Genomic DNA, 16,760 nt, shown 5'->3' with positions numbered 1-16,760 from the left:
GAGCGTCCTCAGCTGAAAGCCTGTCCTCAGTTGGTGGGGCCGCGGTGCGGTGGAAGGACCGTGTCAGGTTCCACCCGGGAGTGCGAAGATACGTTGGCGCAACACGGCTGAACACTCCAAAGAACGGATGGGTGCTCGTCACACTGATGACCGCCGGTCTCGTGGTGCTCATCTGGGCGGTCGCCGGCCCGGCGCTCAGCGCACTGTTCGAGCAGGCCATCCAACGCGTCTCCGGTCTCTGACAGGTCTCCCTGATGACTGTCGATCCACCGCGGCGCCTTCTCGGCGATGAACGCGGATCGAGTCCCGTGGAGTTCGTGCTCGTGGGCACGCTCCTCACCCTTCTCACTCTCGCTGTCATGCAGCTCGCGCTCGCCGTCTACGTGCGCAATGTCGTGCACGACGCGGCGGTCGAAGGGGCCTACTACGCGGCCCTGGCAGACACGCCCATGGAACAGGGCGTGGAGCGCGCCCGCGCGGCGATCACCCTCGCGGTCGGGGCCGAGTACGCCCACGATGTGACGGCCGTTCGATCGACGGCACTGGATCGCGCGACGATCGAGGTGCGCGTCCGAACGACGCTCCCCGTGATCGGGCTGCTCGGGGTGCCCTTCGCGTTGGAGGTGCAGGCGCATGCGCCGGAAGAGTCCTTCGATGATCGATGACGAGGGTTCGGCGGCACTCGAATTCATCACGGTGGGCGTCATCCTGCTTGTGCCGTTGGTCTACCTGATCATCGCGCTGGGCGCGATTCAGGAGCAGACACTGGGAGTCGGGGCGGCCGCGCGCCACGTCGCGCGCACGATCGTGCTCGCACCGGATGCCGCCACTGCAGCAGTGCGGAGTGAGCTCGTGCTCGCCGACGTCACCGATCAGTACGGCATCGATGAGGAATCGACCGAGGTGTCTGTGGCGTGCGTGCCCGTCGGGACGGAGTGTCCGTCGGCCGGCGCGGTCGTGACCGTCACGGTCACGGCGTCGGTGTCCCTGCCACTGATGCCGGCGGTCTTCGGATCGGACTCGGCGGCCGCGATCCGAGTCGAGGGGTCGGCGGTCCAGAAGGTCTCTCGCCTGTGGGGCACGGGATGAGAGGGGCGGGTGACGACGGAAGCGTGCTGCTGCTGACGCTCGGCTATGCCCTGCTGGCGCTCGCACTCATCTTCGTGAGCGTCTGCGCGACCGACCTCTACATCTCGCAGAAGCGGCTGGATGCGATCGCTGACGCCGCAGCGCTCGCCGGAGCGGACGGCTTCACCCTGGCTGTGGACGGAACGACGGCACGGGCGGACCTCACCGATCAGGGGGTCAGAGAGCAGGTCGACGCACTGCTCGCCGCGCTGCCGTCACCCGTGGACCTCGATTCAGCGTCGAGCCCCGACGGGCACTCAGCACGCGTGACCGTCTCGACCCTGTGGCATCCGCCGCTCGTGTCACTGTTCGTGACGGACGGGGTGCGCCTCGAGGCGACGGGGATGAGTCGCACCGCTCTGGGGTGATCGTTCGCTCGGGTCGACCTGCACGAGGGCGACCTCCGCCGGATGCGACGTCAGCTCACCAGACGATCGCGCAGTCGTCGCACCCGCCCGGCGAAGCCCTGCGGCACCTGCGACGGCAGCGCGTCGATCGCCCACCAGCGCACGTCCTCCGACTCGTCGCTCACGATCAGGTCGGCATCGTCGCTGATGACGACGCCGATCCCGATGTCGAGATGGGATGCGCACCGACCGAACGCCGAGGACAGCGCGTGATGATCGAGGTCGTACACGAGCGGTTCCGCGCTGGCGGAGACGTCCACACCGGTCTCCTCCCGCAGCTCGCGCAGAGCGGCATCCGCCACAGAGGTGTCGTCGGGTTCGAGATGTCCGCCTGGCTGCACCCAGAACTGCCCCTTGGCGTGGAAGACGAGCAGCGTGCGAGTGAGTGAGCGGTCGAACACGAGCGCCGAAGCGGTCGCGTGATCGGGACCGTCGTCGCGGGAGACCGGCCCATGATCGTCGGCGAAGAACGTCGCGAAGTAGGCCGCGGCATCGCGATCGTGATCCGTCGACGACGGAGCCGCGACGACCAGGCGGCGCACGTCTGCGCGGAGGGCAGCGGTCATGACTCCTCCTGTGTGCTGCGCGGAACGAAACGCGGGATCCAGCGGATGAATCCACCCGCGCCGATCAGGCCGATCGCACCCATCGCCGCTGCGGCGATCGGCAGTGACGCGATCGCGACGATCGCCGACACCAGCAGCGGAGCGGCCGCTCCGCCGGCATCCGTCAGCGTGCGCCACGAGCCGAGGAACGCGGCGGGCTCCTCCTTCGGCGCGACGTCGGCGCCGAGTGTGAGCAGAATGCCGCTCGAGAGCCCGTTGCCCACCCCGAGCACGGCGGCGAACATGCCGAACCACAGGACCGCGGCTTCCAGGTCGTGCGTGAAGGACAGGGCGAGGAACCCCGCGCCCATCAGCACCATCGCCGGCATAGCCGCCCACAGACGCCCGAACCTGTCCATCACCTGGCCGCTGGCGTAGAACAGGGCGAAGTCGATCGCTCCCGAGATTCCGACGACGAGGGCGATGGTCGAGGCGTCGAGTCCGAGTGAGAGTCCCCACAGGGGAAGCACGACCTGACGTGCCGATCGCACCGCGGACAGCGACGCGGCGGCGAGTCCCAGTCGTCCGAGCACGCTGCGCTGTTGCCACATCGTGCGGAAGATGCCCGCGCGCGCGGTCGTCGGAATCGAGCCCGTGACCGGTTCGCCGGAATCATCCGCGAGTGCGGCGGTGCGCACAGGGGTCGTCGGGGCGATCGTCTTCTCGGGATCGGGGCCCAGCAGCACGAGCAGCACCATCACGACGAGACAGCCCAGGAAGAACCAGATCGCGGCTGATTCCGAACCGAACAGCTGCAGGAGCCCAGCGGCGACGAACGGCCCGATGAAGATTCCGAGGCGGAAGCTGCCACCGAGCAGCGAGAGCGCGCGAGCACGGAACGCGAGGGGAACCCTCGTCGTCATGAACGCATGACGCGCCAGGCCGAAGGCGGCCGCGCAGAACCCCAGGAGGAACACGGAGGCGGCCAGCACGCCCAGCGAGGGGGCGAACACCATTCCGACGCCGGCGAGGATCGCTATCGCACCCGCGATCACCATCGTGAAGCGCTCGCCGATGCGCGCGACGGCCCAGCCCGCAGGAAGGTTGCCGCACAGCTGACCCACGACGAGGGCGGATGCCACCAGGGCGGCGAAGGCGACGTCGGCGCCCATCCGCGCAGCGATCACCGGGATCAGAGGGATCACCGCGCCTTCACCGAGCGAGAACAGCACGGTCGGGAGGTACACCATCGGTCCGAATCGCCTGAGGACCGTGGATGCGCTGCTCACCCGATTCACGCTACTCCCGTTCGAACGCCGTCCCCGCCCGCAGGGGCGGCACGTTAGGCTGGACGCGACATGCTCGAACTCGATCTCTCCGCCGACATCCAGGCCCTGCGACTCACCTACGGTGACATCCGCGAGGTCATCGATGTCGAGACCCTCCGCTCCGACATCGCGCGCCTCAGCGAGGAAGCCGGCGTGCCGGACCTCTGGGACGACCCCGAACGCGCCCAGAAGGTGACCAGTGCTCTGAGCCACCGCCAGTCGGCGCTCGCCAGAGTCGAGGGCATCGGTCGTCGGCTCGACGATCTCGAGGTTCTCGTCGACCTGGCGAACGAGATGGGCGATGAGGACTCCGCCGTCGAAGCGCGCGCCGAGCTCAACGCGCTCACCGAGATCATCAATCAGCTCGAGGTGCAGACGCTGATGGACGGCGAGTACGACGAGCGCTCCGCCATCATCACCATCCGCTCGGGTGCAGGCGGCGACGACGCCACCGACTTCGCCGAGATGCTCATGCGCATGTACCTGCGCTGGGCCGAGCGCCACAAGTATCCCGTCAAGGTTCTCGACACCTCGTACGCCGAGGGTGCCGGCATCAAGTCGGCGACGTTCGAGATCGACGCTCCCTACGCATTCGGAACGGTGTCGGTCGAGGCAGGGACGCATCGCCTCGCCCGCATCAGCCCGTTCGGCTCGGCGGACAAGCGGCAGACGTCCTTCGCCGCTGTCGAGGTCATCCCTCTCATGGAGGAGGCGACCGAGGTCGACATCCCCGAGAACGACATCCGAGTCGACGTCTTCCGCTCGTCGGGTCCCGGCGGGCAGTCCGTCAACACCACCGACTCCGCCGTGCGCCTGACTCACCTCCCGACCGGCATCGTCGTCTCGATGCAGAACGAGAAGTCGCAGATCCAGAACCGTGCTGCCGCGATGCGCGTGCTTCAGACCCGACTCCTGCTGCTGCAGAAGGAGGAGGAAGCCGCGAAGAAGAAGGAGCTCGCCGGAAACATCACGGCGAGCTGGGGCGACCAGATGCGCTCGTACTTCCTCTACGGTCAGCAGCTCGTGAAGGACCTCCGCACCGGACACGAGTCGGGCAACCCGGCTGCCGTGTTCGACGGCGATCTCGACGGGTTCATCTCGGCCGGCATCCGCTGGCGCAAGCGCAAAGACGAGGACTGAGCGACGCTCGTCTCAGCGGTCGGCGCCTTCGAGGGTGCCCGTGATCTCGTCGTAGCTGATCACGATGCACTGGACTGCGCGGTCGTTCATCCGCTTCCATGACGACTCAGTCGGTACGAACCAATAGTTGTCGAGCTCCGAATCGGCATAGGGGATGCCGACGAACTCCTCGAAAGCGACGTCGCACTTCTCGGCGGCGATGGTCTGCAGTTCGTCGTCCCCGGGGAATTCGCCCTCTGGCACATCGAAGATGAAATAGACCTCGTCGGTGTGCGGCGCGTCACACGGAACGATCGGAAGCTCGTACACCTCTTCCTCCCATTCGATGAGCGGAATGCAGTGACCGACCTCGAGTTCGTTGACCGTCACGGTCTCGGTTCCCGCGCTGCCGGGAGAGCCTTCGGCGGTGTCGTCGGGTTCTGTGCTCTGGGTCGCCTGAGGGGTCGAGGTGGACGTCGGCACGATCGACGACAGCCCCGAGGCGCCCAGGGTCAGCAGCATCATGGCGATCGCGACGACACCACCCAGCACGGCCACCGCGATGCCCACCGCTCCCGGCCACTTCGCACCCCGGAGGAACAGGGAGATCAGCGAGAGCACGAATCCGATCCCGAGCAGAACCCCACCAGCCATCGAGATCGGCGGGATGCACGAGAGGACCACGCCGAGCGCGGCCATGCCGAGACCGATGATGCCGAGCACAGAGACCTTCGTGTTCGCCTTCGGGGGCACAGGGCCGTACGACCCGAACCCTGCCGTCGCATCGTGGGAGGCGACGACGCCTGCCGAGGTCGCGGGCATCGACGCGCGCCCGTACTGCGGCACTTCTGCGGAGGCCCCGGGGGAGGGATTCGACGACTGCCAGGCATAGGGCGGTTCGAAGATCGGGTCCGCCGATGCGGCGACCGTGGGCTCCTCCGTGGCATGCTGGCCGTGCCCCTGTGGCGTGTTCGCCACGGACGACGTCTCGGTGGTCACGGTGTGCTCAGTCCAGACTGCGCCGTCCCACCAGCGCTGTCGGCCCGCTCCGTCGTCGTACCACCCTGCCGGGACCGTCATGATCGCCGTTCCGCTCGGGTCTCAGCCGGCCGACGGAGCGACGTCGATGCGCGCGATGTCGCGTCCGGCCTCGTCAGTGACGACGAAGACGTAGGACTCGCTCTGGGCGATGTCGAAGGTGATCGGGCCGCTGACCGTCTGCCCCGGGTCGAGGAGCTCGTTCGGTGCGCCCGTCACGAAGAAGTCGACCTGACCCTCGACTCCCTCTGCCGTCTCCAGAGAGGTGAACAGCGGGTTCGCGGCCGTCGTGCCCTCGACACCGGTCCACGTCGTCTCGAGGGTCACGTAACCGCCGTTGGTCGAGGGGACGCTCGAGCCGTCGCTGGTCGCCCAGCGCGCCTCGGTGACAGTGATCTCGCCGCTCCCGCCCAGGAAGGTGAGTGCGACGGTGTCGCCGATCGTGCCCTCTTCGACCTGCGCGGACCCCGTGCCGTCGTCGGTCGTGCCGTCGTCGATTCCGGTGTCGGAATCGCTCGACGGCGGCGCGGACGGCAGATCGCGCACGGCCTCGGACACCGTCGCGAAGACGATGACGAAGAACATGACGACCGCGATGATCGCGCCGATGATCGAGAGGATGAGTCCGGAGATGCCGGGCCACTTCCTGCCCTTGAGGAAGAGCGAGATGAGCGAGACGATGAAGCCCACGCCGAGCAGTAGCCATCCGAGCCAGAAGATCACCGGGATGCACGACAGGATCGTTCCGAGCGCCGCGAGTCCGAGCCCGACGAGCCCGAGGACCGACGGGCGGGCCGGAGCCACCGGGGTCGTGGCGCCGTATGCGGGCGGGTATCCGGCGGGCGCACCATACTGCTGTCCGGCGGGAGCGTACGCGGCGGCGCCGGGGTACGAGGGTGAGGGTGCCGCCGAACCCGGGTATGCGGGCGCGACCGGGTACTCCTGGGGATACGACGGGGCTGCGGTGCCCGGGTAGGAGGGTGCACCACCTTCGGAGGGACCCGCGGTGTTCGCATACGGGGGCACGATGTCGTCGGTCGGCGTCGGGGACTCCGGAGAGGTGGAACCCTGCTCATGCGTGGTGCCGGCCTCGTCGACAAGGGCATCGGTCACGGGCGCGCCGTATGAGGGCGCGGCGCCCGCGTCCTGGTGGGCGGACGGCTCGGCCGGAGTCTCCGCGTCGGCGCGGGAGTCGGAGGGTGCGGGCGTGTTCCACGACTGGCTCTCGACCGCGGCGACCGACTCGATCGCAGCGGCCGTCTCCGCGGCTGCTGCCGAATCGGGAATCGCGTCGGACGAGGAGTGGCCCGATACGTCAGCCGACTCGGAACCCCGGTCCGTGGTCGCTTCGCCGGTCAGACCGCCGGCCGACTCGCCTGCTGCAGACGGGGCGGATTCCACGATGGGGGCGAAGTGCTCGGTCCACTGGGTGCCGTCCCACCACCGCTGACGCCCGGATCCGTCGTCATACCAGCCTGCAGGCGTCGTCATGGTTCCCCCTCGGAGTATCGTCCATGCTGACGGCACGGATCGGCACCTCCATGTATAGCAGTGGAGTGCGACACGCAGGGGGGTCGAGCGGGGTGTCGCTCGCAGGCAGACGAGGGTGCGCGCTTAGGCTCGAACCGCCATGATTCGGTTCGAGAACGTCACGAAACGCTATCGCGGGACCTCGCGGCCCGCTCTGTCCGATGTCGACTTCGAAGTGCAGCGCGGGGAGTTCGTCTTCCTCGTCGGCGCGTCGGGGTCGGGCAAGTCGTCCTGTCTGCGACTCATCCTCCGCGAGGACGTGCCGACGACGGGTCGAGTCGCCGTGCTCGGCCGCGATCTGCGTTCGCTTGCGAACCGGAAGGTGCCGTACTTCCGCCGCCACATCGGATCCGTGTTCCAGGACTTCCGACTGCTGCCGTCGAAGACCGTCTACCAGAACGTCGCCTTCACTCTGCAGGTGACGGGCTCGTCGCGCGGCTTCATCCAGCAGGCCGTGCCCGAGGCGCTCGCGCTGGTCGGACTCGACGGGAAGCAGAAGCGGATGCCGCACGAGCTCTCCGGCGGCGAGCAGCAGCGCGTCGCGATCGCACGGGCGCTCGTGAATCGCCCCCAGGTCCTGCTCGCGGACGAGCCGACCGGAAACCTCGACCCGGCGACGTCGGTCGACATCATGCAGCTCCTCGCCAGGATCAATGCCGGAGGCACCACCGTGCTGATGGCGACACACGAGGCGGGCTTCGTCGACCAGATGCAGCGTCGGGTCATCGAACTTCGCGATGGCGAGATGGTGCGAGACGAGGTGCACGGCGGCTACGGAGACACGTCGAACATCCCGCGTCTGGTTCCCGAGGAGGTGCGCGGTGCCGCCGCGGCCGCTGCACTCACTGCTGTGCAGGAGGTGCAGCGCCAGACCGCCGACCTCTCGCTGGTCCGCGCCGCGCTCGCTGAGGAGCTCAGCGCGCAGCGCAAGGCGGAATCGGCGTCCGCAGACGCCGTCCCGACCGCATCCGAGACTCCCGAGGCTCAGGCGGCGCCGATCGAGCCGCCGGTGATAGACGAGCAGCCGGCGGTCGCCCTCGCGGCGCGGACGCATCCCATCGTGCTGCCGCAGGTCGACGTCGCCGAGCTCGGGGTGGCCGATCGACTCGGTCTGTCCGACGACGGCACGGAAGAAGTGGGGCCGACGTCGTGAGAATCGGACTCATCCTCGCGGAGGCCCTCGGAGGGCTTCGTCGCAACATCTCGATGGTCATCTCCGTCGTGCTCGTGACATTCGTCTCGCTGACCTTCGTCGGCGCCGCGATCCTGATGCAGGCGCAGATCGGCACGATGCGCGGCTATTGGACCGAGCGGGCGCAGGTCGCCGTCTACATGTGCTCCGACATCTCGGAGCAGGACACCTGCGTCGACGGCGGCGCCTCGGAGGAGCAGGTCGACGCCGTGCGAGCACAGCTCGACGGCGAGGCGCTCGCTCCTCTCATCAGCGAGGTCAGCTTCGATTCCAAGGAAGACACGTACGCCAAGCTCGTCGATCAGCTCGGCGAGGACCAGGCGAGCGTGATCTCGCCCGAGCAGGCGTTCGAGGTCTTCTTCGTCACCATGAAGGATCCCGGCCAGTCGCAGGTCATCTCCGAGGCGTTCAACGGTGTCGCGGGGGTGGAGCAGGTCCAGGATCAGCTCCAGTACCTCGAACCCCTGTTCTCCGCCTTGACGGTCGCGACCTACATCGCGGTCGGTATCGCAGCGCTCATGCTGATCGCCGCCATCCTCTTGATCGGCACGACCATCAGGCTCTCCGCGTACGCCAGACGCAAGGAGATCGGGATCATGCGCCTGGTGGGGGCGTCCAACCGCTTCATCCAGACGCCGTTCGTCCTGGAGGGCGTCTTCGCTGCCTTCCTCGGCTCGGCCCTCGCAAGCGCGGCCGTCGTCGCCGGCGTCCACTTCGGCGTCGACGGCTACCTCCGAGGACGCGTGCCGTTCATCACGACCTGGGTGTCGATGCAGGACGCTGCCGTCGTCGTCCCGGTGCTGATCGGCATCGGCGTCGTGCTCGCCGCGCTGTCGGCGGGTTTCGCGATCCGTCGCTGGCTTCGCACCTGACCCGCGCGGCGGTATAGACTGACAGGCTGTCGTGCGCCCGTGACGGGCACCGGAACCATTGCGCGACGCGGATCAGGAGAGAATCATGCCCAGGGAACGCGGGGAGAAGGTCGTCGCGACCAATCGTCGCGCACGTCACGACTACAACATCGAGAAGTCGTACGAGGCGGGGATGGTGCTCACCGGCACCGAGGTGAAGTCACTGCGCCAGGGGCGCGCGAACCTGAGCGACGGATATGCGTTCGTCAAGGGGAACGAGGTCTTTCTCGACTCGGTGCACATCCCGGAGTACTCGCAGGGCCACTGGACCAACCATTCGGCGAAGCGCGTCCGCAAGCTGCTGCTGCACCGTGAGGAGATCGCGAAGCTGCAGCACGCGGTCTCCGCCGGCGGCTACACGCTGATCCCGCTGAAGCTGTACTTCTCCGACGGTCGCGCCAAGGTCGAGATCGCTCTCGCCAAGGGAAAGCGCGAGTTCGACAAGCGCCAGACCCTCCGCGAGCGTCAGGACACCCGCGAAGCCGAGCGCGCGATGCGCCTGCGCAACCGCGTGGGGGAGTGATCAGCGCGCGGGCGTGAATCCGAACACGCGTCCGAGGAAAGCGAGCTCCCTCTCGAGGGCGTCGATGATCGTCTCGCTCGACCGGAAGCCATGGCCCTCACCCGGGTACAGCACGTACTCGTGCTCCACACCACTCGTCGCCAGCGCATCGCGGATCGCCTCGGACTGTGCCGGTGGCACGACACGGTCGTCCGCACCCTGCATCAGCAGCACCGGCACGTCGATCCGGTCGGCGTGTGTCAGGGGCGAACGCGCGACGTAGAGTGCCTCCGCCTCGGGCAGCGGACCCACCAGCCCCTCGATGTAGTGCGCCTCGAAGTCGTGGGAGTGCGCGCTCAGCATCTGCAGGTCGACCACTCCGTATCGGCTGATCCCCGCGGCGAACGTCCCTCCCCGCACCAGCGACGAGAGCACTGTCCAACCGCCCGCCGAGCCGCCTCTGATCGCGATGCGGGCGGGATCCGCGAGCCCGGCATCGGCGAGGCCGCGGGCCGCTGCGATCACGTCGTCGACGTCGACCACGCCCCATCCGCCGTCCAGCCGTTCGCGGTACGCACGGCCGTAGCCCGTCGATCCGCCGTAATTGACGTCGAGCACGCCGATGCCGCGGCTCGTCCAGAACGCGACGGCGGCGGACGCCGCGCCGGTCACATGCGCGGTCGGGCCGCCGTGGACGAGCACGATGTAGGGCGGGAGCTCGTCATCCGCGGCCGGAGCGTGGGCCGAGGGATTCGTCGGCGGGTACGCGAAGGCATGGACGGGCCCGTGCGAGCCGTCGACCAGGACCTCGGATGCGGGCGGCATCCACGCAGGATCGGTCGGCGCAGCTCCCGCGACGGCCTCGACGCGACCCGTGTCGACGTCGACGCACCAGACCCCGGGTTCTGTCGTCGAGCTGTTTCCGGAGAGCAGCGCGCGGGAGCCCGCGACATCGTCGACACTCACGTGGCCGTCTGCGGGGAGGGGAATGCGGTGGGCGCTGCCGTCGGGGTCGATGACGACGACCCGGTCGCGACCGTTCGTGCGCACAGCCACGACGCGACCGTCGGCGAGCGGGCGGTACCAGCGATTGCCGAGCACCCAGAGGCCGTATCCCGTGTCGGCGTCGTCGTCGGTGATCTGCTCCGCCGTGCCGACCGCCTGGGCTCCGCTGACACGCTGTCGGTGCAGAGCCCAGCGGCCCGAGGGATCGTCGGAGTACACGATCTCGTCGTCAGCCGTCCACTCGGGCTGCAGCGCGGCGCGAGTGGACAGCTCTGTGCGCGCGGTGCCGTCCGAGATCACCAACGACGCTCGCTGCCACGGCATCCGATCGCCGGACCACTCGACCCACGCGGCACGAGAACCGTCGGGAGACAGTGCCGGATGAGCGTAGAACGACTCGCCTTCGACGAGGGTCTTCAGCAGCGCAGGCCGGTCGGATGCCGACCCGTCGGTCGGGATCTCGACGATGGCGCGTCGGTGAGGGGAGACGGACAGATCCTCCCGCACGGCGAACAGGCGGCCGCTCTGCAGACGCAGACCGCCGTGCGCCGGGCCCGGGGGTGTCAGAGGAACGGGGACACCGCCGCGGGGCATGCGGTGCACGCGCTGATCCTTGGCATCGACGAAGTACAGCGTGCCGTCGGCATCCGCGGTCCACGCCCCGCCGCCGTACTCGTGCACGCGAGACCGAGCACTCCATGGCGCGGGAAGGATCTCGGCACCCGTCGAACTTCGCACGGTCAGGCGACCGCCCTCGGCAGGGATCGACTCACCCCACCAGATCTCGTCAGCCACGAAGGCGCTGCCATCGATCCGCGGAGACGACGCGGCGATCCGGTCGGGGGTGAACGGAGAGGTCCAGGTACCGAACGGCGACGACATGGTTCGAGCCTATGGTGCGTCGACGCCCGCCGTCACCGGCAGGGTGGGAGGGGAGTCAGACCGCGCGCAGCACGGCGACGATCTTGCCGAGGATGACGGACTCGTCGCCGAGGATCGGCTCGAATGCGGAGTTGCGAGGCAGCAGCCAGGTGTGGCCGTCGCGTCGACGGAGAACCTTCACCGTCGCCTCGCCGTCGAGCATGGCGGCGACGATCTCGCCGTTCTCGGCGCTGCTCTGCGACCGCACCACGACCCAGTCGCCGTCGCAGATCGCCGCATCGATCATCGATTCGCCGGACACCTTGAGCATGAACAGGTCGCCCTTGCCGACGAGCTGCCGGGGGAGCGGGAAGATCTCCTCGACCTGCTGGTCGGCGGTGATCGGGACACCTGCGGCGATGCGGCCGACGAGCGGCACGAGCGCCGCATCGCCCACGGGGGTCGCCACATCGGCGGGATTCTCTCCGCTGGTGCCGGGGAGGTCGATGAGCACTTCCATGGCACGGGTCTTGCCGGGGTCGCGTCGCAGATATCCGCTCAGCTCGAGCTGGCCGAGCTGGTGGGTCACGCTGGACAGCGACTTGAGGCCCACGGCGTCGCCGATCTCTCTCATGCTCGGCGGGTACCCGTGACGGCTGATCGACGTCTGGATGACCTCGAGGATCGCCATCTGCTTGGGACTCAGGCTCTTGCGGCGACGGGTGCGCGGGACGTCGGCGTCGGGGGCGGAGATGTCGCTCATGGTGCTCCTCAGGTGTGCGATTCCGGCGTCTCAGTTCGAATGTCGGAGGCCCGTGGTGGGGTGTTGACATCGAAACCGTATCCGAGAATCGCGCCGAAGTGGAAGATCTGTTCGAGCGTGTCGGCCGATTCCCGGACTTCTGTTTCGAAGAACGCTTGACAGATGTTCGAATTCGAAGATAACTTCGGAACGTAGCTTCGCATTCACGGCTCCCGGCCGAGGCGCGAATGCGAACGCTACGCCAACTTCACCGCCCACGCGGTAGATGCAGAGGAGCACGACATGAGCACCATCACCTTCAGCAGTGCAGCAGTCCTTCCGGCTCGTCCGGCGACGCGGCTCAAGCTGACGGCGCGCGGTCGACGTGTCGTTCTCGCTGTCGCGGCCGTGCCGCTCGCAGCCGGGATCGCATTCGCCGCACTCAGCGGCGGCAGTGCGATGGCCTCAGGCGAACAGACCGCCACGGCATCGTTCGCGACGGTGACGGTGATGCCCGGCGACACGCTGTGGTCGATCGCCGAGAGCGTGGCCCCCGGCGCGGATCCGCGCGACGTGATCGGCGACATCACGCGTCTGAACCTGCTGCGCGGCGGCGAGCTGCAGATCGGCCAGGAGCTGGCGATTCCGGCGCAGTATTCGGAATGAACCCGTGAGGGCCGTTCGATCGAGCGGTGCGGCGCGGATGCGCGTTCACACTCCGTCACCACGGGCGTCTGTGTAGCGAAGGCGGCCTACCATGGGAAGGGTGACTGCATCACTCGCCGACCTCCCTCTTCGCGACGACCTCCGAGGGCTCACGCCCTATGGAGCGCCGCAAGCGCCTCTTCCGATCGCACTCAACGTCAACGAGAACACGCATCCGGTTCCCGACGCGGTCGCCAGTGACATCCTGGACGACATCGCGGTCGCGCTCCGCGATGTCAACCGCTACCCGGATCGCGAGTTCACCACGCTCCGGGAAGGGTTCGCGGAGTACCTCGGTCATGGTCTCGAACCGGCTCAGATCTGGGCGGGCAACGGGTCGAACGAGGTCCTTCAGCACATTCTGCAGGCGTTCGGCGGGCCGGGCCGCACGGCGTTCAGCTTCGCCCCGACCTACTCGATGTATCCGCTGATCTCGAAGGGCACCGGAGCGCGCTGGGTCGCCGGCACCAGGCAGCCCGACTACACGATCACCCCCGAAGAGGCGGCATCGCAGGTGCGAGATGTCGATCCTGACGTCATCCTGCTGTGCTCTCCGAACAATCCGACAGGCACGCCGCTGGGCCTCGACGTCGTCGAAGCCGTGTACGAGGCGTCGAACGGAATCGTCGTCGTCGACGAGGCGTACCAGGAGTTCGCGCCGCACGACGCGGCATCGGCTCTGACCCTTCTCGAGGGACGACCGCGGCTCGCCGTCTCCCGCACGATGAGCAAGGCCTTCGCCTTCGCGGGTGCCCGCGTGGGGTACCTCGCCGCGGATCCTGCCTTCATCGACGCTCTGCGGCTCGTGCGCCTGCCGTACCACCTCAGCGCTCTCACGCAGGCCGCAGCCGTCGCCGCTCTGCGCAACTCCGACGTGATGCTCGGCATGGTCGAGGAGATCGTCGAGCAGCGGGATCGCATCTCCGCGACGCTCGAGGCGCTGGGGTACACCCCGCATGAGTCCTGGTCGAACTTCGTCCTGTTCGGGGGTGTCGCAGAGCCCCAGAAGGTCTGGCAGCAGCTCTACGAGCAGGGTGTTCTCATCCGCGACGTCGGGATACCCGGGCACCTCCGCGTCACCGCGGGCACCGAGGCGGAGACCACGGCATTCCTCGATGCCCTCGCCTCGATAGGATCGGCTTCATGAGCAGCCCCGCCCAGACCCCGCGCACCGCCACGCGTGTGCGCAGCACGTCGGAGTCCACCGTCGAGCTCGAGCTGAACCTCGACGGCACCGGTGCGAGCCGTATCGACACGTCGGTGCCGTTCTTCGATCACATGCTGACGGCTTTCGCGAAGCACTCGCTCACGGACCTCACGGTGCGCGCCTCGGGGGACACGCAGATCGACGCACACCACACCGTGGAGGACATCTCGATCGTTCTCGGTCAGGCCATCCGCGAGGCGCTGGGCGACAAGTCCGGCATCTCGCGATACGGCGACGCTCTCGTGCCGCTCGACGAAGCGCTCGCGCAGGCTGTCGTGGACATCTCGGGGCGTCCCTATCTCGTTCACACGGGGGAGCCTGCCGGTTTCGAGCACCACCTCATCGGCGGCCACTTCACCGGTTCGCTCGTGCGCCACACGTTCGAGGCCATCACCTTCAACGCGGGACTCACGGTGCACGTACGCGTTCTCGGGGGCCGCGACCCCCACCACATCGCCGAAGCCGAGTACAAGGCATTCGCTCGGGCGTTCCGCCAGGCCAAGGCCCTCGACCCCCTGGTCGACGGCATCCCGTCGACGAAGGGCGCACTGTGAGCAGGGCTCCCCGGGTCGCCGTCTTCGACTACGAATCCGGCAACGTCCACTCGGCTGTCAAGGCGCTCATCGCCGCCGGTGCTGATGCGGTGCTGACGCGCGACCGCACGGAGGCGCTCGAGGCCGACGGTCTCGTGGTGCCCGGAGTCGGCGCGTTCCAGGCCGTCCGCGATGCGCTCTACGCGCACGGCGGTGACGAGATCATCGATCGCCGGCTCGCAGGCGGGCGCCCGGTGCTCGGCATCTGCGTCGGCATGCAGGTTCTGTTCGCGCACGGTGTCGAGCGCGGGCACGATTCCGAGGGTCTCGGCGAATGGCCGGGAGCGGTCACGGAGCTCAACGCGCCGGTGCTGCCGCACATGGGGTGGAACACGGTCGAGCCGGGCGCCGAATCGGTGCTGTTCAAGGGCATCGAGAACGAACGCTTCTACTTCGTGCACTCCTATGCCGCGCAGTCGTGGGAGCTCGATGTCATCCCGCCGTTCCCTCAGCCGGTGCTCACGTGGTCGACGTACGGCGATCCGTTCCTCGCCGCGGTCGAGAACGGGCCGCTCTCCGCGACGCAGTTCCATCCCGAGAAGTCCGGAGAGGCCGGAATCCAGCTGCTCCGCAACTGGGTCGACAGCCTTCGGTCCTGACGCGTCGGCAGCCCGCTGAGCCGCCGTCGATCCGAACCTCGGACGACCGGTCCGTCGGGTCCTCTGCCGAACGGCTCAGAAGCCTCGGGCGACGGCGGCCGCGGCAGAGAGCCACGACCGCTGCGTCGGCGCCGCAAGTGCACGAAGACGGAGGTGACCGTCGACCATCTCCCGATCGAAGGGGATGCCGACGACTTCGCGCGCGAGCGGCTGATATCCGGCGATGACGTCTGCGACTTCGGCGGGGGATGCCTTCGGGTCCGCCTGACTGACGACGACCACTGACTCCCGAGCCAACCGTGCGGATCGCTCGTCGCGGTCTTCGAGTGCCTCGAGCAGCAGAGCCCCGGCCTCGGCATGGTCGTCACGTGTCGTCGTCGCCACGACGATCTGGTCGGCGAGGTCGATCATCCGCAGCCACATCGGATCGGACTCGTCGTTGCCGGAGTCGATGATGATCAGACGGTAGAACTTGGCCGCGATCGCGTGGATGGAGTCGACGTCACTGGGCCGGAGCCGATTCTCGTGGGCCAGTCGGACGGGCTTCGACCGCAGGACGTCGTACTTCTCCTGCGGCTGGTGATGCACGAAGTGCGCGAGGTCGGCTGACTGTCCCTGGGCTCCCAGCAGGCGCTGGGTCTGCGGAAGCAGTTCGAGCAGTGTGCGATCGTGCGCCCCCGTCTCGGTGCGCCAGCCGAGGGTGCCGCGGGTCTGGTTGTTGTCCCACGCGAGAACCCCGGCGCCGCCGTACTGCGCGAAGACCGCCGACAGCAGCACGGTGGCCGGTGTCTTTCCCGCCCCGCCCTTCCCGTTGACGACAGCGACGGTGCGGGGGCCCGGCCAATGGCGGCTCACCGCGTGCTCGTCGTCGCGGACGGCGCGTTCGCGAGCGCTCGGGCCGAGGGTGAACCCGACGCGGTTGAGCAGCCCGCGTCCGCCCTGACGCGCTGGCTCCTCACGGCGCTCCTCCTGAAGGAACGAGCGACGCCCCACGCCCTGCTCGCGCTGCTGACGACGCGAGGATGCCGAGGACGCCGACTCTGCAGCGGCGGCGTTGGGCGCGGACGGGGCCGAGGCGGGCACGGGCAGCGGCGGAGCAGGCGGTACGTCGGAAGACTGGGGGCGCGGCGCCGTGGCCGCCGGAACGGCGGGCCGCGCGGTGCTGTCCTGAGTCGAAGAGCTCTGCTGTTCCGACCACGCGGTCGAAAGCGATCCGGTCGCAGCGGGCGCACCGGAAGGTGCCGGCGTCGTCGGTACCGCAGGGGCTGCGGGTGATGCGGCTGAGGGCGCGGGCGGTACTGCAGGGGCGGCGGGTGGCGCAGCGGGGACCGAAGGCGGTGCGGAGATC

Annotated in this window: 18 protein-coding genes; 11 read left to right on the top strand and 7 right to left on the bottom strand. The window is 68.4% G+C overall.

Annotated elements, in window-relative coordinates:
- Positions 1 to 254: 254 nt before the first annotated feature.
- Genes LQZ85_RS00090 through LQZ85_RS00080 form a run of 3 tightly spaced genes read left to right on the top strand, consistent with a single transcriptional unit; the run spans position 255 to position 1,496 of the window.
- Positions 255 to 665 (top strand): TadE/TadG family type IV pilus assembly protein, encoded by a 411-nt coding sequence (locus tag LQZ85_RS00090; RefSeq protein WP_056280118.1) that lies wholly within the window; start codon positions 255 to 257, stop codon positions 663 to 665.
- Entirely contained in the window at positions 655 to 1,089 is a 435-nt protein-coding gene (locus tag LQZ85_RS00085; protein ID WP_230100306.1) for a TadE family protein, read from the top strand. The genes LQZ85_RS00090 and LQZ85_RS00085 overlap by 11 nt, the downstream gene beginning before the upstream one ends.
- Positions 1,086 to 1,496 (top strand): hypothetical protein, encoded by a 411-nt coding sequence (locus tag LQZ85_RS00080; RefSeq protein ID WP_056280337.1) that lies wholly within the window; start codon positions 1,086 to 1,088, stop codon positions 1,494 to 1,496. Before LQZ85_RS00085 ends, LQZ85_RS00080 begins: the two co-directional genes overlap by 4 nt.
- A 50-nt stretch (positions 1,497 to 1,546) precedes the next feature.
- On the opposite strand, the gene LQZ85_RS00075 is transcribed toward LQZ85_RS00080, so the two are convergent.
- Positions 1,547 to 2,101: an NUDIX domain-containing protein gene (locus tag LQZ85_RS00075; RefSeq protein ID WP_056280124.1), complete on the bottom strand. Its 555-nt coding sequence runs from the start codon at positions 2,099 to 2,101 to the stop codon at positions 1,547 to 1,549.
- Positions 2,098 to 3,330 (bottom strand): MFS transporter, encoded by a 1,233-nt coding sequence (locus LQZ85_RS00070; protein ID WP_056280127.1) that lies wholly within the window; start codon positions 3,328 to 3,330, stop codon positions 2,098 to 2,100. The genes LQZ85_RS00075 and LQZ85_RS00070 overlap by 4 nt, the downstream gene beginning before the upstream one ends.
- Positions 3,331 to 3,438: 108 nt before the next feature.
- Between LQZ85_RS00070 and prfB the strand changes: the two genes are divergently transcribed.
- Positions 3,439 to 4,548, top strand: coding sequence for a peptide chain release factor 2 (prfB, locus tag LQZ85_RS00065; protein WP_053096937.1), 1,110 nt, complete (start codon positions 3,439 to 3,441; stop codon positions 4,546 to 4,548).
- 12 nt (positions 4,549 to 4,560) lie between these two features.
- Here the strand turns inward: prfB and LQZ85_RS00060 are convergent, their stop codons facing one another.
- Positions 4,561 to 5,607: a DUF2510 domain-containing protein gene (locus LQZ85_RS00060; RefSeq protein ID WP_056280128.1), complete on the bottom strand. Its 1,047-nt coding sequence runs from the start codon at positions 5,605 to 5,607 to the stop codon at positions 4,561 to 4,563.
- 21 nt (positions 5,608 to 5,628) lie between these two features.
- On the bottom strand, positions 5,629 to 7,056 hold the full coding sequence (locus LQZ85_RS00055; RefSeq protein ID WP_056280132.1) for a DUF2510 domain-containing protein: 1,428 nt from the start codon (positions 7,054 to 7,056) through the stop codon (positions 5,629 to 5,631).
- A gap of 139 nt (positions 7,057 to 7,195) precedes the next feature.
- Between LQZ85_RS00055 and ftsE the strand changes: the two genes are divergently transcribed.
- The 3 genes from ftsE to smpB all read left to right on the top strand — a co-directional run bounded on the left by ftsE (position 7,196) and on the right by smpB (position 9,721).
- Positions 7,196 to 8,248: a cell division ATP-binding protein FtsE gene (gene ftsE / locus LQZ85_RS00050; RefSeq protein ID WP_053096931.1), complete on the top strand. Its 1,053-nt coding sequence runs from the start codon at positions 7,196 to 7,198 to the stop codon at positions 8,246 to 8,248.
- Complete coding sequence (ftsX, locus tag LQZ85_RS00045; protein ID WP_056280135.1) at positions 8,245 to 9,159, top strand: permease-like cell division protein FtsX; 915 nt, start codon at positions 8,245 to 8,247, stop codon at positions 9,157 to 9,159. Before ftsE ends, ftsX begins: the two co-directional genes overlap by 4 nt.
- 85 nt (positions 9,160 to 9,244) lie before the next feature.
- Positions 9,245 to 9,721, top strand: coding sequence for an SsrA-binding protein SmpB (gene smpB / locus LQZ85_RS00040; RefSeq protein WP_053096927.1), 477 nt, complete (start codon positions 9,245 to 9,247; stop codon positions 9,719 to 9,721).
- Here the strand turns inward: smpB and LQZ85_RS00035 are convergent, their stop codons facing one another.
- Together LQZ85_RS00035 and lexA are read right to left on the bottom strand one after the other, a co-directional pair.
- On the bottom strand, positions 9,722 to 11,587 hold the full coding sequence (locus LQZ85_RS00035) for a prolyl oligopeptidase family serine peptidase (RefSeq protein ID WP_056280138.1): 1,866 nt from the start codon (positions 11,585 to 11,587) through the stop codon (positions 9,722 to 9,724).
- Positions 11,588 to 11,642: 55 nt separating this feature from the next.
- Positions 11,643 to 12,329 carry a transcriptional repressor LexA gene (lexA, locus tag LQZ85_RS00030; RefSeq protein ID WP_056280140.1) on the bottom strand — a complete coding sequence of 229 codons (687 nt, stop codon included), beginning with the start codon at positions 12,327 to 12,329 and terminating at the stop codon, positions 11,643 to 11,645.
- Between the two features lie 282 nt (positions 12,330 to 12,611).
- On the opposite strand from lexA, the gene LQZ85_RS00025 reads away from it, so the two are divergent.
- From LQZ85_RS00025 to hisH, 4 genes are all read left to right on the top strand, one after another.
- Positions 12,612 to 12,974, top strand: coding sequence for a LysM peptidoglycan-binding domain-containing protein (locus tag LQZ85_RS00025; protein WP_053096921.1), 363 nt, complete (start codon positions 12,612 to 12,614; stop codon positions 12,972 to 12,974).
- Between the two features lie 91 nt (positions 12,975 to 13,065).
- Positions 13,066 to 14,160, top strand: a complete 1,095-nt coding sequence (locus tag LQZ85_RS00020) for a histidinol-phosphate transaminase (protein WP_198032320.1) — start codon at positions 13,066 to 13,068, stop codon at positions 14,158 to 14,160.
- Entirely contained in the window at positions 14,157 to 14,774 is a 618-nt protein-coding gene (hisB, locus tag LQZ85_RS00015; RefSeq protein ID WP_053096918.1) for an imidazoleglycerol-phosphate dehydratase HisB, read from the top strand. Before LQZ85_RS00020 ends, hisB begins: the two co-directional genes overlap by 4 nt.
- Positions 14,771 to 15,412, top strand: a complete 642-nt coding sequence (gene hisH, locus LQZ85_RS00010; protein WP_056280145.1) for an imidazole glycerol phosphate synthase subunit HisH — start codon at positions 14,771 to 14,773, stop codon at positions 15,410 to 15,412. Before hisB ends, hisH begins: the two co-directional genes overlap by 4 nt.
- 75 nt (positions 15,413 to 15,487) lie before the next feature.
- On the opposite strand, the gene LQZ85_RS00005 is transcribed toward hisH, so the two are convergent.
- Positions 15,488 to 16,495 carry an AAA family ATPase gene (locus LQZ85_RS00005; protein ID WP_053096914.1) on the bottom strand — a complete coding sequence of 336 codons (1,008 nt, stop codon included), beginning with the start codon at positions 16,493 to 16,495 and terminating at the stop codon, positions 15,488 to 15,490.
- Positions 16,496 to 16,760: the final 265 nt, after the last annotated feature.

Source organism: Microbacterium sp. Bi98 (genome assembly GCF_918698045.1).
Taxonomy (GTDB): Bacteria; Actinomycetota; Actinomycetes; order Actinomycetales; family Microbacteriaceae; genus Microbacterium.
The sequence above is the reverse complement of the archived record's forward strand: the minus strand, read 5'-3'. Positions and strand labels throughout refer to the sequence as shown.